The 17,705-nt window shown below is 61.7% G+C and carries 13 protein-coding genes; 2 read left to right on the top strand and 11 right to left on the bottom strand.

The features are described 5' to 3' along the window. Position 1: 1 nt before the first annotated feature. The 5 genes from P7F28_RS13225 to phnS form a co-directional block, all read right to left on the bottom strand. Positions 2–2,455: a glycogen/starch/alpha-glucan phosphorylase gene (locus P7F28_RS13225; protein WP_277185155.1), complete on the bottom strand. Its 2,454-nt coding sequence runs from the start codon at positions 2,453–2,455 to the stop codon at positions 2–4. Between the two features lie 277 nt (positions 2,456–2,732). Next, on the bottom strand, positions 2,733–3,512 hold the full coding sequence (phnV, locus tag P7F28_RS13220) for a 2-aminoethylphosphonate ABC transport system, membrane component PhnV (protein WP_277185154.1): 780 nt from the start codon (positions 3,510–3,512) through the stop codon (positions 2,733–2,735). 46 nt (positions 3,513–3,558) lie between these two features. After that, entirely contained in the window at positions 3,559–4,491 is a 933-nt protein-coding gene (locus P7F28_RS13215) for a 2-aminoethylphosphonate ABC transporter permease subunit (protein WP_277184949.1), read from the bottom strand. Then, entirely contained in the window at positions 4,469–5,521 is a 1,053-nt protein-coding gene (phnT, locus tag P7F28_RS13210; protein WP_277184948.1) for a 2-aminoethylphosphonate ABC transport system ATP-binding subunit PhnT, read from the bottom strand. The genes P7F28_RS13215 and phnT overlap by 23 nt, the downstream gene beginning before the upstream one ends. 1 nt (position 5,522) lies before the next feature. Next, positions 5,523–6,596, bottom strand: coding sequence for a 2-aminoethylphosphonate ABC transporter substrate-binding protein (gene phnS, locus P7F28_RS13205; RefSeq protein ID WP_277184947.1), 1,074 nt, complete (start codon positions 6,594–6,596; stop codon positions 5,523–5,525). A 246-nt stretch (positions 6,597–6,842) separates the two neighbouring features. Between phnS and P7F28_RS13200 the strand changes: the two genes are divergently transcribed. Then, complete coding sequence (locus tag P7F28_RS13200) at positions 6,843–8,540, top strand: SulP family inorganic anion transporter (RefSeq protein ID WP_277184945.1); 1,698 nt, start codon at positions 6,843–6,845, stop codon at positions 8,538–8,540. Between the two features lie 9 nt (positions 8,541–8,549). On the opposite strand, the gene P7F28_RS13195 is transcribed toward P7F28_RS13200, so the two are convergent. After that, positions 8,550–9,305: a DeoR/GlpR family DNA-binding transcription regulator gene (locus P7F28_RS13195; RefSeq protein ID WP_277184944.1), complete on the bottom strand. Its 756-nt coding sequence runs from the start codon at positions 9,303–9,305 to the stop codon at positions 8,550–8,552. A gap of 175 nt (positions 9,306–9,480) precedes the next feature. Here P7F28_RS13195 and P7F28_RS13190 point away from each other — a divergent pair, with 175 nt between their 5' ends. Continuing rightward, positions 9,481–10,344, top strand: a complete 864-nt coding sequence (locus tag P7F28_RS13190) for a DMT family transporter (protein ID WP_277184943.1) — start codon at positions 9,481–9,483, stop codon at positions 10,342–10,344. 411 nt (positions 10,345–10,755) lie between these two features. On the opposite strand, the gene P7F28_RS13185 is transcribed toward P7F28_RS13190, so the two are convergent. The 5 genes from P7F28_RS13185 to P7F28_RS13165 all read right to left on the bottom strand — a co-directional run. Continuing rightward, entirely contained in the window at positions 10,756–11,877 is a 1,122-nt protein-coding gene (locus tag P7F28_RS13185) for a L,D-transpeptidase (RefSeq protein ID WP_277184941.1), read from the bottom strand. 108 nt (positions 11,878–11,985) lie between these two features. Beyond that, complete coding sequence (locus tag P7F28_RS13180) at positions 11,986–12,252, bottom strand: RNA-binding protein (RefSeq protein WP_277184940.1); 267 nt, start codon at positions 12,250–12,252, stop codon at positions 11,986–11,988. A gap of 275 nt (positions 12,253–12,527) precedes the next feature. After that, positions 12,528–13,049, bottom strand: coding sequence for a hypothetical protein (locus P7F28_RS13175; RefSeq protein WP_277184939.1), 522 nt, complete (start codon positions 13,047–13,049; stop codon positions 12,528–12,530). A gap of 119 nt (positions 13,050–13,168) precedes the next feature. Further along, a complete protein-coding gene (locus P7F28_RS13170; RefSeq protein ID WP_277184938.1) occupies positions 13,169–16,348 on the bottom strand; it encodes a transporter substrate-binding domain-containing protein in 3,180 nt (1,059 codons plus the stop codon). Between the two features lie 125 nt (positions 16,349–16,473). Then, positions 16,474–17,705: catalase (locus P7F28_RS13165; protein WP_277184937.1), on the bottom strand; the 1,232-nt coding region annotated here is incomplete at its 5' end.

Below are 17,705 nucleotides of genomic sequence, written 5' to 3'. Positions count from 1 at the left end.
ATCAGCCGATCTGCAACGGCTCGACGTGCCAGATATCGCGCGCATACTCGGCAATCGTGCGATCCGACGAGAAAATGCCCATACCCGCGACGTTTTCTATCGTGCTCTTCGTCCACGCATCCTTGTCGCGATACTTCAGATCGACTTCGGTCTGCGTCTTGTCGAAGCTCTCGAAGTCGGCGAGCACCATATAGTGATCGCCCCAGTCCACCAGCGTATGGAAGATATCGTAGAAACGGTGCGGTTCTTCCGGCGAAAAATGCCCTAACCGAATCTGATCGAGCGCGACCTTCAACTCAGGATTGCTCTCGTAAATCTGTCTCGGCCGATACCCCGCCGCCCGCAGCGATTCGATCTCATCCGTTGTATTGCCGAAGATAAAGATATTCTCGCGCCCGACTGCATCGCAAATTTCGATGTTCGCGCCATCCAGCGTGCCGATGGTCAGCGCGCCGTTCAACGCCAGCTTCATATTGCCGGTGCCCGATGCTTCCGTGCCCGCCATCGAAATCTGCTCGGAAAGATCGGCGGCCGGAATAATCAGTTCTGCCACGCTTACGCCGTAGTTCGGCACGAAGCCAACCTTCAGCCGATCACCCACGAGCGGATCGGAATTGATCTTCTTCGACACATCGTTGATCAGCTTGATGATGCTCTTTGCCATCTTGTAGGCGGAAGCCGCCTTGCCCGCGAACATCACCACACGCGGCGTCCAGTCCTCCTGCGGATTCTCGCGAATACGGTTGTATCGCACGATCACGTAGAGAATGTTCAGCAGTTGCCGCTTGTATTCGTGAATGCGCTTGACCTGCAAATCGAACAGCGCTTCGGGATTGATGATCGCGTTCATATCGCGTTTGGCGCGTTCCACCAGACGCAGCTTGTTGGCGAACTTGGCATCGTGGAAGGCCTGACGGAACTCGGGATCGTCGCGCCATTCGCGCAGGCGGCCCAGTTCGAACAAATCGGTGCGCCAGCGCGTGCCCAAACGCTTGTCGATCAGCGATGACAGCGACGGACTCGCCTGCGCCAGCCATCGGCGCGGCGTGATGCCGTTCGTCACATTGGTGAAGCGCTCCGGATACATTCGCGCGAAATCGGAGAAGATGTTCTGCACCATCAATTGCGAATGCAGCTTCGATACTCCGTTCACCTTATGACTTGCCACGATCGCCAGATGCGCCATGCGCACGCGGCGCTGACCGTATTCATCGACGAGAGAAATGCGGCGGATCAGTTCGACGTCGCGGCCGAATTTCTCGGTCACTTGCTTGAGGAACTGCGCGTTGATCTCGAAGATGATTTCGAGGTGACGCGGCAACAAACGCGCGAGCATTTCCACGTCCCACGTTTCCAACGCCTCGGGCATTAAAGTGTGGTTCGTGTACGAGAACATTTGCTGGATCAGCTTCCACGCCTTGTCCCACGGCAACTGATGTTCATCCACCAGCAAACGCATAAGTTCGGGAATCGCCAAAACCGGATGCGTGTCATTCAGATGCACCGCGACCTTTTCCGCGAGCCGCCCGAAATGCGTATGCGTGCGCTGATAACGGCGGATCAAATCCTGCATCGTCGCGGAGACGAAGAAGTATTCCTGACGCAGACGCAACTCGCGCCCCGCTTGCGTCGAATCATCCGGATACAGCAAGCGCGATACATGCTCCGACGTGTTCTTCGCTTCCACCGCGCGGCGATAGTCGCCCTGATTGAACGCGGAGAGATCGAACTCGTCGGTGGCGCGTGCGGACCAGAGGCGCAGCGTGTTGGTTGCGGTCGTAGCGAAGCCGGGAATGACCGTGTCGTAGGCCATCGCGTTGATGCGTTCGGTGTCGATCCATTCGGTGCTGTCGCCATGCTGCACCGTGCGTCCGCCGAAGTGCACCGTGTACGTCACTTCAGGGCGCGGAAACTCCCACGGATTGCCCGCGCGCAGCCAGTAATCGGGCATTTCGACCTGGTTGCCATCGACGATGGTCTGCCTGAACATGCCGTATTCATAGCGGATGCCGTAGCCGAAACCGGGCACGCCGACCGTTGCCATCGAATCGAGAAAGCAGGCGGCAAGACGCCCGAGACCGCCGTTGCCGAGCGCGGCATCCGGTTCGAGATCTTCGAGCGATGCCAGATCGATACCCAGCCCCGAAAGCGCTTCTTTCACTTCGCCGTAGATACCGAGCGCGAGCAGCGCATTGCTGAAGGTCCGGCCGATCAGAAACTCCATCGACAAGTAGTAGACGCGCTTGACGTCCTGTTCGTACTGCATGCGCGTGGTGCGCATCCATCGCGCGACAAGCCGGTCGCGCACCGCGAGTTCGACCGCATGTAGCCAATCGCGCGGCTGCGCGGTGACCGCGTCCTTGCCGACGCCGTACATCAGGCGGTTCGAAATCGAGCGCCTGAGCGCATCGACGGTACTGTTGAGCTGGTCGAATTCCAGGTCGACGGATGTCATCGTCATCGAAACCTCCGGTGTTTGCAACATATGCAACGACCGCGAAAGCGTGCCGGGAGTTCAGTTTTCTATGAGTCTGTGAGTCGAACAGGTCGAGGCGAGACAAGCCTCGTGGCACTTTGATGCGGCCTTCGTTTGAATGAGCAGGTTACGCCACTTTTATTTTTTTTGGTATGACAGGCGCGCGGCGCGCCTCGTTGGTGCGCACGGTGGCATCGGTAAAAATTATTTTGGCTTTCTGACGATACCGCCCGTGGCTTTTGTGGAGTTTGTCTTGCTACTTTATTTGACGCGGCACTTTCACGGCGATCAACAGCAACGCCGCAAGAGACACGCCCAATAAAATCAACGACAAAGCCGATGCAGGCAAGTAATAGCCGCGATTGACCTGTCCGACCACGACGATCGGCACGGTCGCGAATCCCGGCGGATAAACGGTAAGCGTTGCGCCCAATTCGCCGAGCGACAGCGCAAAACCCAGCGCCAGCGAAGCACGAATCGCGGGCACGAGTTGTGGAAGCACCACACGCAAGAGCACCATGCGCGGCGGCGCGCCCAGACTTGCAGCGGCTTCACGCAGCACGGTAAGTTCGGGACGAAGCGCGGCGGCGGCGCATCGATAGCAGAACGGCAGCACGAGCGCGAGTTGCACCAGCACCACGATCGCCGCCGATCCCGACAAATCCAGCGGCTTCTTGTGATACGCGATCAGCACGGCCAGCCCGAGCACCACGCTCGGCACGCCGTTGCCGAGCATCGCGACCGCATCGACCAATGCGCCGATACCGCGCCGGTCGCGCCCTTCGAGCGCCAGCGCGAGCCACAGACCCAACATGGTGCCGATGATCGCGACACCGAAGCCCACTTGCAGGCTCGTGGTAATGGCATCGAAATCGCTCGAACCTAGACGCTGGAACCAGCGCAGGCTGAAGCCATCGGGAAAGATCGTGCCGGACCAGTGCGAGGCCACGCTCGACAGCGCCACCACGATCACCGGCAGCACGAACAGCCAGAAGCACGCGAAGGCCATCAGCGCGGTGAGCGCGTGACGCATCATCGACGAGAAACGGAATAAGCGGAAAATGGAAGCCGAAAGCTGCATGTCAGCGCGATCCTGTTTTGCGATTCACACGCCGATACAGCGCGTACAGCGATAAAGACATCAGCAACATGACGACGGAACCCGCCGCTGCCGTCGGCAGATCGAGATCGACGGTTGCCGCGCTATAAATCGCGATCGGCAAGGTAATCAGATGCGCGCTGCCGAGCACGAGCAGAATGCCGAACTCGTTCAGTGTGAGCAGAAAGCACAGAATCGTGCCCGCCGCGATGCCCGGCCACGCGAGCGGCAGAATCACCTTGAACGCGACCATCCAGCCATTCGCGCCGAGGCTGCGCGCGGCTTCGATCAGACGCATATCGAGCGTTGCATACGATGCCAGCGTCGGCCGCACCACGAACGGCGCATAGAACACGACTTCCGCGAGAATCACGCCGCCGATGCCGAAGAGGAAGTCCATCGGCGGGGAATCGAGCGAAAACAAACGCTGCAAGCCGATACTCACCGAACCTTGCGAGCCGTACAAAAAGATCAGCGTGAACGCGACCAGAAACGAAGGGAACGCGACGAAAAGCTCAAGAAAACGCGTAAGCAGTTTCGCGCCCGCGAACGGCCTGAAAAATAGCAAGGATGCCAAAGCAACGCCCAACACCGACGCAAGCGATGCACTCGCAAACAGAATGCCAAGCGTCGTGCCGATCACGCCGCGCGTCTCCGGATTGCCGAAAAACGCCGCATACGCATGCACCGACAAACCATGCGGCCCGCTGAAACTCAGCAGTACCATGCGCGCCAGCGGATACACCACCAGCGGCCCGAGCACCACGACGAGAATAAACAGCAGATGCCAGTTCGCCGCGCGTTCGCGACGCTTCGCGGCCTGCGCATGCGCGGCGAATTGCGCATCGAGTTCGGCATCGGTGACGACGTGGCGATCGTCGCGCGCGATGCTCTCAGGGACGAACAAGGACGACATCGTCAGCCTCGAAGCGAAGTGAAACGCGCGAGCCTTTGTCAGGCATGCGATGGTGGCCGCGCTGCGCGGTAACGAGCACGGGTTCGTTCGGCATGGCATCGAGCGTGACGGAGATGGACAGCGCCGCGCCATACCATTCGACCGATGCCACCGTGCCATGCAACTGCCCTCCGCCCAGCGGCACGATGGTGAATCGCTCGGGGCGAATGCACGCGAGACGTTCGCGCTCCTCATATCGCGCATCGCCAACCGGATACACGATGCGCGGCGGCAGCAGATTCGCCGCGCCCAGATAGCGCGCGACGAAGCCATCGTTCGGCGTATCGTAAAGCTGACGCGGCGTGCCGAGTTGCGCGATACGGCCATCGCGCATCAGGAGCGTACGGTCGGAGAGCACGAGCGCATCGTCCTGATCGTGCGTCACGCACACGATGGTCAGATTCGGCAAGCGCTCATGCAGCGCCTTCAATTCGCTGCGCACGGAAGCACGCAGGTTGGCATCGAGCGCGGAGAGCGGTTCATCGAGCAACAGCACATCCGGTTCGATCACCAACGCGCGCGCCAACGCCACGCGCTGCTGCATGCCGCCCGACAATTGCGCGGGCATCACATGACCGGCATCGGACAATTGCACCAGCTTCAAGGCATCCGCAACACGCCGTGCGATCTCGTTCGATTTCAGCTTGCGCGCACGCAAACCGAAGGCGACGTTATCGAATACGGACAGATGTGGAAACAGCGCATAGCTCTGAAACAGCAGTCCGAGATTGCGCTGATGCGGCGCGGTATGCGTCAGATCGCGGCCCGCGATACTCAGCTTGCCCGCGAGCGCATCTGCCTTCACGAAACCGGCGATAAAGCGCAGCAGCGTGGTCTTGCCGCAGCCGCTGCGCCCGAGCACGGTGAGAAACTCGCCACGCTCGATCTTCAGCGACAAATCGTCGAGCACGGTGCGCTCACCGAAGCGCACCGTCAACCGATCGATATGAACACCAGCGGGCGCATGAGCAGTTTTAGGAAGCGCGCTCACGTTACGACTTCGGCTTGACCACGTCTACCTGCTTGCCCGAATTGCCGATTACTTCGTTCTTCCAACGTTCGGTCCAGCCCGCCTTCTTTTCCATCACCTGATTCCAGTCCACCGGAATCAGCTTGACGCCGTGAATGGCCTGCTTGACCGCTTCGCCGTTCTTGCCTGCGAGCGGCACATCGGTGCGGCCCGGAATACCGTAGATATCCGGCACCTTCGCCTGCACTTCGGAGGACATCAGATAGTCGATCAGTTTCTTGCCTTCGGCCTGATTCGGTCCGCCCTTGATCAGGCCGATCGCGTACGGCAACTGGAACGTGGTCGGCGCTTCGCCAGCCTTGTGCGACAGGAACAGCGGCTTGATCGAGAGGCCACCGTTGGCGGCATCGTCGAGATCCATTTGCAGGTCGCCATTCGCGAAGGCGATTTCGTTACGCGAGAGCAGCACGTCGAGATAACCCGTGCCCTTCGTGTGGAACTTGGCGCTTTGTTCGAGGTTCTTCAGATACGTGAACGCCTGATCTTCGCCCATCAGCGCCGACGTCAGGATGATGACCGCCATCCCATCGCCCGCGGTAGCCGGATTCGAATACGCGATCTTGCCGTTGTAAGTCGGATGCAGCAGATCAGCAAAAGTCTTCGGCGCGGACTTGGTCACTTCCGGGTTGATCGCGAACGAGAAGTAGTTGTTCACGAAGGTGGCCCACGAACCATCGTTGGCCTTGGCGATCGCCGGAACGTTCTTGTAGTTCACGCTCTGATACGGCTGCAACAACGCGTTTTGCTGCGCCTGCTGAATGAACGGCGGCAGCGTCACGAGCACGTCGGCCTTCGGCGAATCCTTCTCGACCGTCGCACGATTCACTACTTCGCCACTGCCCGCCGTGACGATATTCACCTTCACGCCTTCCTTCTTTTCGAAGGCGGGCAGCACGTCCTTGTAGAGATTTTCCAGGCCATCGGCGGTGTAGAGCACGACGGCGTCGGCTGCATGCGCGGGCAGCGCGGCGAACAGCGAGATAGCGGCGGCAACGGTCGGCAACAGCTTGCGCGCGAGGCGAAGATCGCGAGTCATTTTGAGTCTCTCTTGTCGGGGAAACGGTGAATCGTGGAGGCCTTTCCAGCCTGTTCGATGTTCAGCCCGAAGCATCGCAAAGCTCTGTGACATCGACGTGAACGCGCCACGTATCGCCAACATTCGACACATTTCGCCAAGCTTGCAGTTGGCTCACATCGAGACTTGATACGCGAAACGATCTGCAAAAGCGTGTTGGTAAGATGCACGATTCCGGGGCGTGTCACGTCACAACAGCAAAGCGATATGAATAAACCGTCGAGCCTGCTCAAAGGCATTCTTCCGATCACACGCGCCGCCGCCCTGCGCGATGCCCTCGCCGGCATTTCGCTCGCCTCGATGGACATTCCGCAAGTGCTCGGCTACGCGCGCATCGCCGGCATGCCGACGGTCACGGGCCTTTACACCGCGCTATTGCCGATCGCCGCGTTCGCGCTGGTTGGCGCATCGCGCCATCTGGTTGTGGCAGCCGATTCCGCGACCGCGACGATCTTCTCCAGCCGCGTCGCCACGATGGCGCCGATGGGCAGTCCCGAATACGTAATGCTCGCCAGCATGGTCGCGCTGCTGACCGCCGCGATGCTGCTGTGCGCGCGCATTTTCCGGCTCGGCTTTCTGGCGGATTTTCTGTCGCGCACGGTGCTGGTCGGCTTTCTTGCGGGCGTCGGCGTGCAAGTGGCGATCGCCATGCTGGGCGATATGTTCGGCATGACGGTGCCGTATCCATCGTCACGAAGTCTTTCGCAGTTCTATTACGTGGTCACACACGCCACTCACGCGCATGCGCCGACGCTCTCGCTGACCGCGCTGATCGTTGTGGTCATTCTCGCGGCGAAGCGTTTCGTGCCGCGCGTGCCGGTGCCGCTGGTGATGGTGATCGGCAGCATCGCGGCGAGCAAGATATTCGATTTCGGCGCGCACGGCATCACGTTGCTCGGTCCCGTCGCGGGCGGTCTGCCGCCGCTGCGCTTTCCCGATGTGACCTGGCAACAGGCGCTCGATTTGCTGCCGCCCGCTGCATCGTGCTTCGTGATGATCATTGCGCAGAGCGCGGCGGCGTCGCGCGTGTTCGCGCAGAAATACCGCGAATCCGTCGATACCAACGCCGACATTCTCGGCCTCGCCGCCGCGAACGCCGCCGCCGCGTTTTCCGGCACGTTCGTGGTCAACGGCAGTCCGACGCAAACCGCCATGGCCGATCGCGCCGGCACGCGCAGTCAGGTCGGCCAGCTTGCGTTCGCGGCGGTGGTGATCGTCGTGTTGCTGTTTTTGAGCGGCTATCTGCAATACCTGCCGCATTGCGTGCTGGCGGGCGTGGTGTTCACCATCGCGCTCGGGCTGATCAACGTGCCGCAGTTGCGCGAGATCCGCGCGGAAAGTCCCGGCGAGTTCAATCTCGCGCTGATCACGGCGGCGGCCGTGGTGATGATCGGCGTCGAGCAAGGCATTCTGCTGGCCGTCGCGCTTTCGCTGATGCGCCACGTGCGCCACAGCTATCGCCCGCATACCATGATGCTCGCGCCTTCCGCGCCCTCGGGCCGCTGGCAGTTCGCGCCCGTGAAGCCGGGCACGATCACCGCGCCGGGGCTGATCGTGTATCGCTTCGGCGCGGACCTGTTCTACGCGAACGATCATTTCTTTACCGAGGAAGTGGCGCAGCTTGCGGACAACGCGCCGGGCGGTCTGCGCTTCTTTATCGTCGATGCAGGCGCGATCACCGATCTCGATTATTCGGCCGCGCGCACCGTCAGCGATCTGTTCGAGAATCTGCGCACGCGCGATATCGCCGTGCTGTTCGGACGCGTGAACCGGTATCTGCGCGCGGATATGGATCGGCATGGGATGACGGCGATCGTCGGGGCATCGAATATTTTTACGACGCTGCACGAGGCGCTGGCGGCGGCGGGCGTCGAATCGAAAGGACGCGATCCGGGCACGCTCTGAGTCATCAAATCACGCGATGACGAGTTCCGGGCCGCGCGCCGTCAACGCGCGCCGCAAGGCTTTATCGGGCGCGCTTTCGGTGACGAGATAACGCACCGATTCGAAACCGCGAATGCGAACCGGGGTCACCGCGCCGAACTTCGAATGATCCGCGACCACCACTGCGCACGCGCTGGCGGCGATCATGCGGCTGCGCACTTCGGCGGCGAGGCGCGAGTAATCGGTGAGACGCGCGTCGCCCGTAATGCCGCCCGCGCCGATGAACGCGAAATCCGCGTGATATTGCGAAAGCTGCTGCACGGTATCCAGACCGAACGCGGCGTCTTCGAGATCGGCCAGCTCGCCGCCCAGCAAGGTCACGCGATTGCCATTGCGCCGCCCGAGCAGCAAGGCGATGCGCCAATCGTTCGTATACACGCTCAGCCTGTGCCGGTCCTGCAAGGCGCGCGCGAGCAACTGCGTGGTGCTCCCCGAATCGATGATGACGGACGCGCCATCCGGCACGAACGCCGCCGCCCGCGCACCAATACGCTGTTTCGCCGATGCGTTCTCGCCTTCCCGCACATCGACGTGCGGCTCGCGACAGCTGACCGACAGCGCGCCGCCGTGCGTCGTGGTGACGAGCCCGCGTTCGGCAAGCGCGTTGAGATCGCGCCGCACGGTTTCGCGCGAGACATCGAGCGCGCGCACCAGATCGGCCACGGCGAGCGCGCCGTGCTTGTCCAGCTCGGTCAGAATGTATTGATGGCGTTGTTCGGCGAGCATCGTTTGGCGGTGTTCGTCGCGTGTTTGTCGCGTGAATGGATGGGGAGTCGTGTGGAGTTTAGCGGCCTTATGTGGCAAAACTTTTTCAGCGGGGCTATTGGCCGAGTGCACGTCTGAACAAGACGTGTCGCCGCTTTGCATCGATACTGCGGCGTTTCTTTGACACTTCTTGCTTATGTTGTCGATGCTTGCTGCGCCGGTTTTCGTGTTTCTCTGGTCAACCGGCTTTATCGTCGCCCGCGCGATCACGCCTTATGTCGATCCGAATCTTTATTTGCTTGCGCGGTTTTCGGGCACGGCGGTTTTGTTCGCTGTGGTCGCGCTTCTGGCGCGCGTGAAGTGGCCGACGGGGCGTGAGGCGCTGCGGCATCTTTTTGCGGGCGCTTTACTGCAAGGCGTGTATCTCGGGTTGGGTTATTGGGCCGTCGCGCAAGGTTTGGGCGCAGGCGTGATGGCCTTGCTCGGCGCGTTGCAGCCGCTGCTGACAGCAGCCGTCGCGGCGCGGTTCTTTGGCGAACGATTATCGGCGCGCGCGTGGATCGGACTGATGGTTGGTTTGATCGGCGTGGCGCTCGTGCTTGCGCCGAAGATCGCGGCGGGCGCGCATTCAACGACACCGCAATGGTTCGTCATGATCGTCGCGATGCTGGCGATCGTCGCGATTACGGCGGGGACGCTCTATCAGAAGACATCGCTGGCGGGCGCGGATATCCGAAGCGCGAGCGCCGTGCAGAACGCGGGCGCGGCTTTGATTGCGTTCTTCCTGGCGATGGCGTTAAGCGAACACCGCTTCGTTCCGTCGATGACGACGTGGGTATCGCTGGCGTGGGGCATCGTGATGCTGTCGGGCATCGCAACGACACTGCTCGTGTGGATGGTGCGCCGTGGCGATGCGTCGCGCGCGACCGCGCTGTTGTTTCTCGCGCCGCCGCTTGCGGCGGTGGAGAGTTATCTGGCGTTTGGGGAGAGGTTGAGCGGCGTGCAGGTGGCGGGGTTTGCGGTGGCGTTGGCAGGGGTTTTGTTGGCGCGGGGGAAGTGAGGATCAGCTCTCTCCAATCAGTCTTTTGCGACGCGTGGCAAAGCATGATTCGACCTCATCGTTCGGTGTACCACGACCGGCACGCATTGAGCGACGCGCTGCTTCGACTTTCTCAAGCAAATATAGAAGGTAGCCTTCCTCGTCATGCTCATGTCGCGATCCATGCTCGTTGGTACTGGTTTCTTTTTGGGTCATACGGAAGTATGTGAAATTGCCGGGGACGTGCAGGTCTGAATAGCGCACTCGCTATCGCCCGATATCCTAGCGAATCTCTCAGCAAATAGGCACTTACCTCGGCGATCCAAAGTACATTCCAGAAATCAAGCATTACGAAATTGACGGCCCCACCGCGACCGAAAATTTCGAGGATTACAAACAGCGCGCGGATCATCCGGGAAGTCCAATAGCGTCTCAATCCACCGTCTCCGCCCCCACCGGCGTCTTCGCCCTTGCCGCCGCGTTCGGTCCCGGCGACCACGCTGGTCGCTTTTCGCGTCCCGTATCGATCACCACGAGATAGTGGCCCGCCCACGCCGTCGTGCGGCGCGTAGATTTGAGAATCCACATCGATTGGCCTTCGGTGGCGCGGGCTTCGTATTGCGCATCGAGCACGCCGTAGTGATCGAAAAACGTATTGAGCGATGACGGAATCCGCACGCAGCCCTTCGAATGGCGTATGCCGAGCAATGGCTCCAGCTTTTCGGGATCGGTTGCGTGCATCTGGAAGCGCATCGGCGATTTGCCGCCTTTGCCCCAGCCGCGTTCGCCATCCTGCCAGCCGAAGTCGTAAATGCGCATATCGCGTGCGCCGTAGCCGCGAATCTTGTATTCGTTGAGCGTGCCCTCGGCGCGGAAGTCCATGTTCTCCGGCACATGCTGGAACACGCCCGTCGGTGTGATGAAGTGATCGTATGTGCCCGGCCGTCCCGTCGCTACCGGCGATGCCCCGATCATCGACCACGCGTCTGCAGACTTCGCGCGGAAATAGACGAACAGCGCCTGTACGTTCGCGCTTCGATCGACCATTACGACGTATTCGTTGGCAAGGTCCGCGTGACCGTTTGCTTCGAGCGCATGCTGTAGCGCACGGCCATAAGCCTGTTGATCGGCAAGCGGCACATTCAGGCGGCGCGTGACTTCCTTCGCGTAAGTCTGGCGCATGTCGAACGCGCCCGACGATGGCAAGTCCATGCGTTGCGCGAGATTCGGCTCGGGTTCTTCCGGCGGCAAAGGCACTTCCGGCGCTTCCGTTACTTCGGATTCCGATGCAGCGCTCGCCGGTGACGCTTCGGAAGCAGGCATCGCTTCGGAAGCAGAAGATGCAGCGGAAGGAGAAGATGCAGAAGAAGCAGGCTGAGCCGGAACCGGCATGCCCGGTAACGCCTGTGCGGACGGCGGCGTCAAAATAGGCGGCAACTTCGCGCTGCTGCTCTGCGCCAATACCGGCATCGCATTCAAACCAAGCGTCAGAACGACAACGCCCCCGATCATCTTCGCGCCGAGTGGCGTCTTGTTCTTCCCTGCCTGCCGCATCGATATTCGCCTTGCTGTTGCGTTGAACCCGATTCATCGACTAAATAGCCGCCATAGCCGGTTCGTCACCCGCAGCCCAGCAAAGTTCACTCCATGTGAAACACGTGCTCAATGCAATCGCGCCGATGCATCGCCGGAAACGGACACGCGTGCGCGCACCGGCTCGTCGTTCAGGCGGCGCTGGCATAACTGCTGCGCCATCGCTTCGCCGATATACGGGACATCGGTCGCGAGCGTCGCCGTGGCATACGCGTGCGACGTGCCCGCGTCATGCACTTCGATATCGCTCACATAGCTACCGAGTTCGTGTTCGAGAAAGCGCCGCACCTCGCGGGCCGACGTGCGCCGGGGCAATTTCCACAGGAGCAGGTTCATCGCGTCACCTTCTTGCGTCGATTCGCACGCGCGCACGCCTGATCTCGCGCTGATGTTTCCGGTGCGCCGCATGCAAACTCAGCGAGCCGACGATAAACAAGGCAACGAACGCAAAAGTCATAGCGGCTCCGACGTGAATGAATAACGGATGACAGACTGAAAGGAATTTTGAGACAACTCCATCTTAGTCCTGATTGTTGTTCACGTGCTGCGACATTCCGTCTATTGCAATGGATTTTCTAAATCGATGTGATCAACCCTTCGGACGATGCGCGTCAGAACCCGCCGCAAGACATGCTCGAAAGATTCGGATATTTGCTCGCCCAGTCGCCGGCCATGACGCCTTGCGCGGCCTTCAGCGTCATATCGCCGGTACAGACGCAGCGCTTCAGATACACCGCCAGCCGCTCCTTGCGGCGTTGGCCGGAGCGGCCTTCCCAGCGTCGCAGATCGAGATTCGCGGGCGATGTCGGCGAGCCGCCGAGCAACACCGGCATCCGATGATCGAGCGCATATTCCGCCGCGAACGACTCATCGATGCTCCGCTGCTTGAGCAGCTTCTCCTTGAGCTTCATCTGCGCATCGAAGGACGGCAGCACGCGATCGACATAGCCCGGCACGCAGATCGTATCGACGATCGTGGCCTGGCTGACTTGCGGATCGAGCCAATCGGGCTTCTGCGCATTCGTCGTGCCCGCGCGCAACGAAAGCGCGGCGCACAGCGTGGCGAGCACGGCGCGCGCAGTATGCGGGCGTCGCGGCAGCGGATCGGTGACGTAAGGTTCCCTTCGATTCATGCCTCGTTAGCGCAACCATTTTCGCAGCGTGATCCGCCGCATCATTTTTGGGACGAGTGACGCCAATTAGAACACACGCGTGCCGCGCCACGGCGTTTGCAGCGGACAGCGGCCCGTTTTCAACGCGCGACGGGCACGCCGAGCGCGGCGTCCAACGCGACGGCAGCGGACACAAAGGTCTCGAACGCAGCCGATACACCGTCGTCGTGTTCGCCGTGCATCGCGCCATCGCAGGCCGCCTGCAAGTCGATACATGCCTGCACGAACGGCGCGGCGCCGATCATCGCGGATGCGCCTTTCATGCGATGCGCGAGTTCGCGCAGGCGGGTGTAATCGCGTGACTGCATGGCGGCGTGGGCATCGGCGAGATCCTGTTCATTCGATGCCTTCAGCGTCTCGATAAGCGCGGCGCGGCTATCGCCGAACGCGTCGAGCGCGGCGGCATCGAAAGGTGCTTCGTGTTCATGCTCACGACTGGGACCACGCATCACGGACACCAGCGCATTGCGCAATTCGTCGAGTCCGATCGGCTTGACCAGGCATGCCGTCATGCCCGATGCCAGCGCGCGCGCCCGCGCCTCCGGCTGTGCGTCCGCCGTCAGCCCGACGATGGGCACGTCCGCGTCGCTTTGGCGGATCGCTTGCGTGAGTTCCTCGCCGCTCATTTCGGGCATCGAGCAATCGGTGAGGATCACATCGAAGGTATCGCGTTCGGTGTGCCATGCGGACAGCGCGGCGCGGCCATCGCTGGCGAGACGCGTCACGGCCCCGAGCAGGCGAAGCTGCCCGTCGAGCACGATGCGATTGGCCGGATGATCGTCCACGATCAACACGCATCGCCCGGACAGCGCGCGGCCGGGCACATCGGCGCTTTCCTGGCGCGTGAGCGGAGACGCCTGCGCGGCCGTTTCCGGGAAAGTCACGTGGACGGTAAAGCGTGTTCCGCGCCCGATTTCGCTCGATAGCTCGATCACGCCGCCCATCATCGTGACGAGCCGCTTGCAGATGGTCAGGCCCAGTCCGGTGCCGCCGAACTGCCGCGCGCCGCCGTCGTGTGCCTGCACGAAAGGGGTAAACAGCGCGGCCTGCCGATCCGGCGGAATGCCGACGCCCGTGTCCGCGACGCTCAGCGTCACCGCGCGCTGCGCCGCGTCTGCGGGTTGGATCGCGTATTCGAGCGTGACCGCGCCGGTATCGGTAAATTTGATGGCGTTCGACAGCAGATTGCCGACGATCTGCCGCAGGCGCTGCCCGTCCGCGAGCACCCATGCGGGACCGTTCGCGCCGTCGCGTTTCACCACCAACGCAATGCCCTTCGCGCGCGCCGCGGGTTCGTAGATTGCGACGACATGTTCCACCCACGTTTCCAGTTCCAACGGCGCGGCCGTGAGCACCAGCCGCTCCGCTTCGATTTTCGCGATATCGAGCAGATCGTCGATCATGCCGAGCAGATCACGTGCAGCGCGATGGGCGGTCGTCAGCGCGCGTTCGGTGGCATCGCGTTCGCCGGGCGCGCGCAATTCGAGTTCGAGCAGACCGAGCACCGCGTTCATCGGCGTGCGGATTTCGTGGCTCATGGTGGCGAGGAAGGTGGATTTGGCACGATTCGCGGCTTCGGCTTCGTCGCGCGCCACGCGCATGGCTCGCTCGGCGGCGATGCGTCGCACGATCTGCGTACGCAGGGAAATCGCCCATAAGCCGATCACCAGCAGCAGCGCCGCGCCGAGTCCCGCGCCGAGCGCGACTTGCGGACGCCGCCGCTCCCACAGCGCCTCGGGATGCTCGCTCAGCTTCCAGCGCGCGCGGATCGACTCGAATTCCGCCGGCGGCAACGACGCAATCGCGCGATTGACAATGCCCAGCAACACCGGTTCGCTCGATGCCACCAGCAGGCGCGTCGGAATCGGCAGGGGCGACAGCACGCCGCTGATCGTCAGCACGTGGTGATACGGATTGCCGACCGCGTAATTGGCGAGCGCCAGATTGACGACGGTCGCGTCCGCGCGATCATCGGCGACGGCGCTGAACTGGCCGGCGAAAGGCGGCGTATAGATGAAGTGCGCGCTGGGCGCAGCTTCGCGCACGAAGTTTTCGATTGCCGAATACCTCGGCAGTGCGACGCGCTTGCCCGCGAGCGCGGCGGCATCGCGCATACGCGGCTGATCGGTCTTGGTGACGATCGCGAAAATGCTCTCGCCAACCGACGCGGTCGGCTCGCCGCCCGGCAGCACCGAAAGATCGCCGATGCTGTACGGAATCACCGCCGACACGCCTTGCTTCAGGTCACCGGAAAGTTGCTCCGTTTTGGCTCGAATGCGCGGTTCGAAATGCAGCCCCGTTACGCGCGCAATCGCATCGAGCGTGTCGATGGTGATGCCCGCCGGTTGACCGCGCGAGTCGCGGAACATCAGCGGCGCGGCGTCGGCGAGCATCGAATAATGCACGACGGGATGGTCGTGCATCCATGCGATCTCCTCCGGCGTGAGCGCGATCCGCGCGGTGCGCCTGAGCACGTACGCGCCGGGATTCCAGCGCACCTGTTCGATCAGCGCGAACTTCTGCGGCAGCGCGCCGAGCGCGGCGTCCACGCGTTGCCTCAAGGCATCCGCGCCCGGCTGCTGCGACGCGAACACGAAGCTGTAGCCGCCCTGATCGATGCCGGTCAGCGCGGTGATCGTCAGATTCGGAAGATCGAAATGTGTGATCGCGTAGGCGGTCGCCGTGGCGTCGCCAACGAAAGCATCGGCATCGCCGAGCGAGACGGCGAGCAAGGCATCGATCAACGCGGGATACGCGACGGGTTCGAGCGTCGGATAAGCGGCGCGCAAACGCCTCTCCGATGTCTGCGCGCCGACATATGCCAGCCGATGCGTCGGCGCGCGTGCAGCGATCGGCTCGACATGGATCAGCCGGACCGGAAAGTACGGACGACTGAGCGCAAGCGGCGGACCGCTGTCATTGCCATCTTCGCCGGTTCCACCGGTCGCCATCTCGATCTCGCCGCGCCGAAGCGCATCGATCATTGCGGCGCGGGTCGTGAAGAAGCGCCAGTGCGGTTCCACGCCGAGCGCATGCGCGATTTCGCGCACGAAGTCCGTGGAAATACCGTGCGGCACGCCGGGACCGGTCGAGCAATGATTGACCGAATCGGCCATATCGAGCGGCGGCACCATCGCGGGGACTGCGCCGATAACGAGCGGCGGATCGGCGCGCGCGTCCGCCATCGTGAGCAAAAGCACGAGCAGAAACGTCCATGCGACAGCACGATGCCTTGCCTGAGCGAACACCTGAGCGAACACGGGCCGCACCCTCGTGAAAGCAGTGCGGCCAGTGTCTCAAAAACAGTGAGGCGCGCATATCGCCATCGCAATACATGATCGCGATGGCGATTGCGCGTTTTGAAACGCAGACCTATGCAACTACATCAGGCAGGCACGGTTTCCGCCTTCTGCGCGCGCGACCAGACGCGGTGATTGCCCATCGTTTCGATAAAACTCTTCATCACCTTGGCGACATCGCTGCCGACCGCGACACCATCATCGCCGCTTGGCAGATGCGCGGCGGCCAACACATCTTCACCATCGCCGATTGCGCCGATCGCCTTCAGATGCTTGTAGGACTCCAGCACGAAGTGACGCGCATCGCCGGATTCGGACAGCAGTTTCGCACTGGCCGCGCCGCCCGCGACGATCACGCCATCGAACATGATCGACGGCATGCCGAGAATGGTCGCGTCCGGTTCCACGCCTTCGGCGGGCGCGGCGAGCGTCGGCGAAATCACCTTGGCTTGCGCGCCTTCCTTGGCAAGCGCGTCCTTGATGGCCTGAATGCTGGCGGCGTCCGCGCCCTTGGCGGCGAGAATTGCGACCTTTCGCGTTTTCACGCACGGCGGCGTCTTCGCCACGATCGACAGCATCGGCGATTCTTGCAGCGACGACTTGCCCAACTCTTCCGCACTTGCGCTCTTCTTCGGCGCAGGCAGACCGAGATTCTCGGCCACACGCGCAGCCAAGGTTTCATCGATATTGGCAAGCAGGCCAAGCTGACGTTCACGAATGAACTTGCGCTCCACCTTACTCAACTCGAACGAATAGCCACCGACGATGTGATCCTTCTCCGGGTCCGTCATGCTGTTCCAGAACAGCGTGGCCTGCGAGTAGTGATCGGCAAACGAAGGACTGCGCTTGCGAATCTTGTCGCCTTCGATGCGCTGCGTATAACTTGCGAAGCCACCGCCCACCGCAGCCGGCGCGGTTTCCTTCGGCCAGCCGCCATCGATCGAATTCGGCTCGTACGCGGCCTGTCCCTTGTCGATGGTCTGGCGATGCATCGCGTCGCGCTGGCCGTTGTGCATCGGCGCGAGCGGACGGTTGATCGGAATTTCGTGGAAGTTCGGCCCGCCCAGACGGCTGATCTGCGTATCCGTATAAGAGAACAAACGCCCTTGCAAAAGCGGATCGTTCGTAAAGTCGATGCCCGGCACGATATGCCCCGGACAGAACGCCACCTGCTCGGTCTCCGCGAAGAAATTATCAGTATTCCGATTCAACGTGAGCTTGCCGATCATCTTCAACGGCACGAGTTCTTCGGGAATGATTTTGGTTGGATCGAGCAGATCGAAGTCGAAGTTATGTTCGTCCTCTTCCTCGACAATCT

This window comes from Caballeronia sp. BR00000012568055 (assembly GCF_029439455.1).
Taxonomy (GTDB): domain Bacteria; phylum Pseudomonadota; class Gammaproteobacteria; order Burkholderiales; family Burkholderiaceae; genus Caballeronia.
The sequence above is the reverse complement of the archived record's forward strand: the minus strand, read 5'-3'. Positions and strand labels throughout refer to the sequence as shown.

Coding starts and splice junctions, on each gene's coding strand:
- phnS (WP_277184947.1), bottom strand. CDS start 6,596: ATGACTCGCGATCTTCGCCTCGCGCGCAAGCTGTTGCCGACCGTTGCC.
- P7F28_RS13180 (WP_277184940.1), bottom strand. CDS start 12,252: ATGAACCTGCTCCTGTGGAAATTGCCCCGGCGCACGTCGGCCCGCGAG.
- P7F28_RS13195 (WP_277184944.1), bottom strand. CDS start 9,305: ATGCTCGCCGAACAACGCCATCAATACATTCTGACCGAGCTGGACAAG.
- P7F28_RS13215 (WP_277184949.1), bottom strand. CDS start 4,491: ATGTCGTCCTTGTTCGTCCCTGAGAGCATCGCGCGCGACGATCGCCAC.
- phnV (WP_277185154.1), bottom strand. CDS start 3,512: ATGATGCGTCACGCGCTCACCGCGCTGATGGCCTTCGCGTGCTTCTGG.
- P7F28_RS13200 (WP_277184945.1), top strand. CDS start 6,843: ATGAATAAACCGTCGAGCCTGCTCAAAGGCATTCTTCCGATCACACGC.
- P7F28_RS13190 (WP_277184943.1), top strand. CDS start 9,481: ATGTTGTCGATGCTTGCTGCGCCGGTTTTCGTGTTTCTCTGGTCAACC.
- P7F28_RS13185 (WP_277184941.1), bottom strand. CDS start 11,877: ATGCGGCAGGCAGGGAAGAACAAGACGCCACTCGGCGCGAAGATGATC.
- P7F28_RS13225 (WP_277185155.1), bottom strand. CDS start 2,455: ATGACATCCGTCGACCTGGAATTCGACCAGCTCAACAGTACCGTCGAT.
- P7F28_RS13175 (WP_277184939.1), bottom strand. CDS start 13,049: ATGAATCGAAGGGAACCTTACGTCACCGATCCGCTGCCGCGACGCCCG.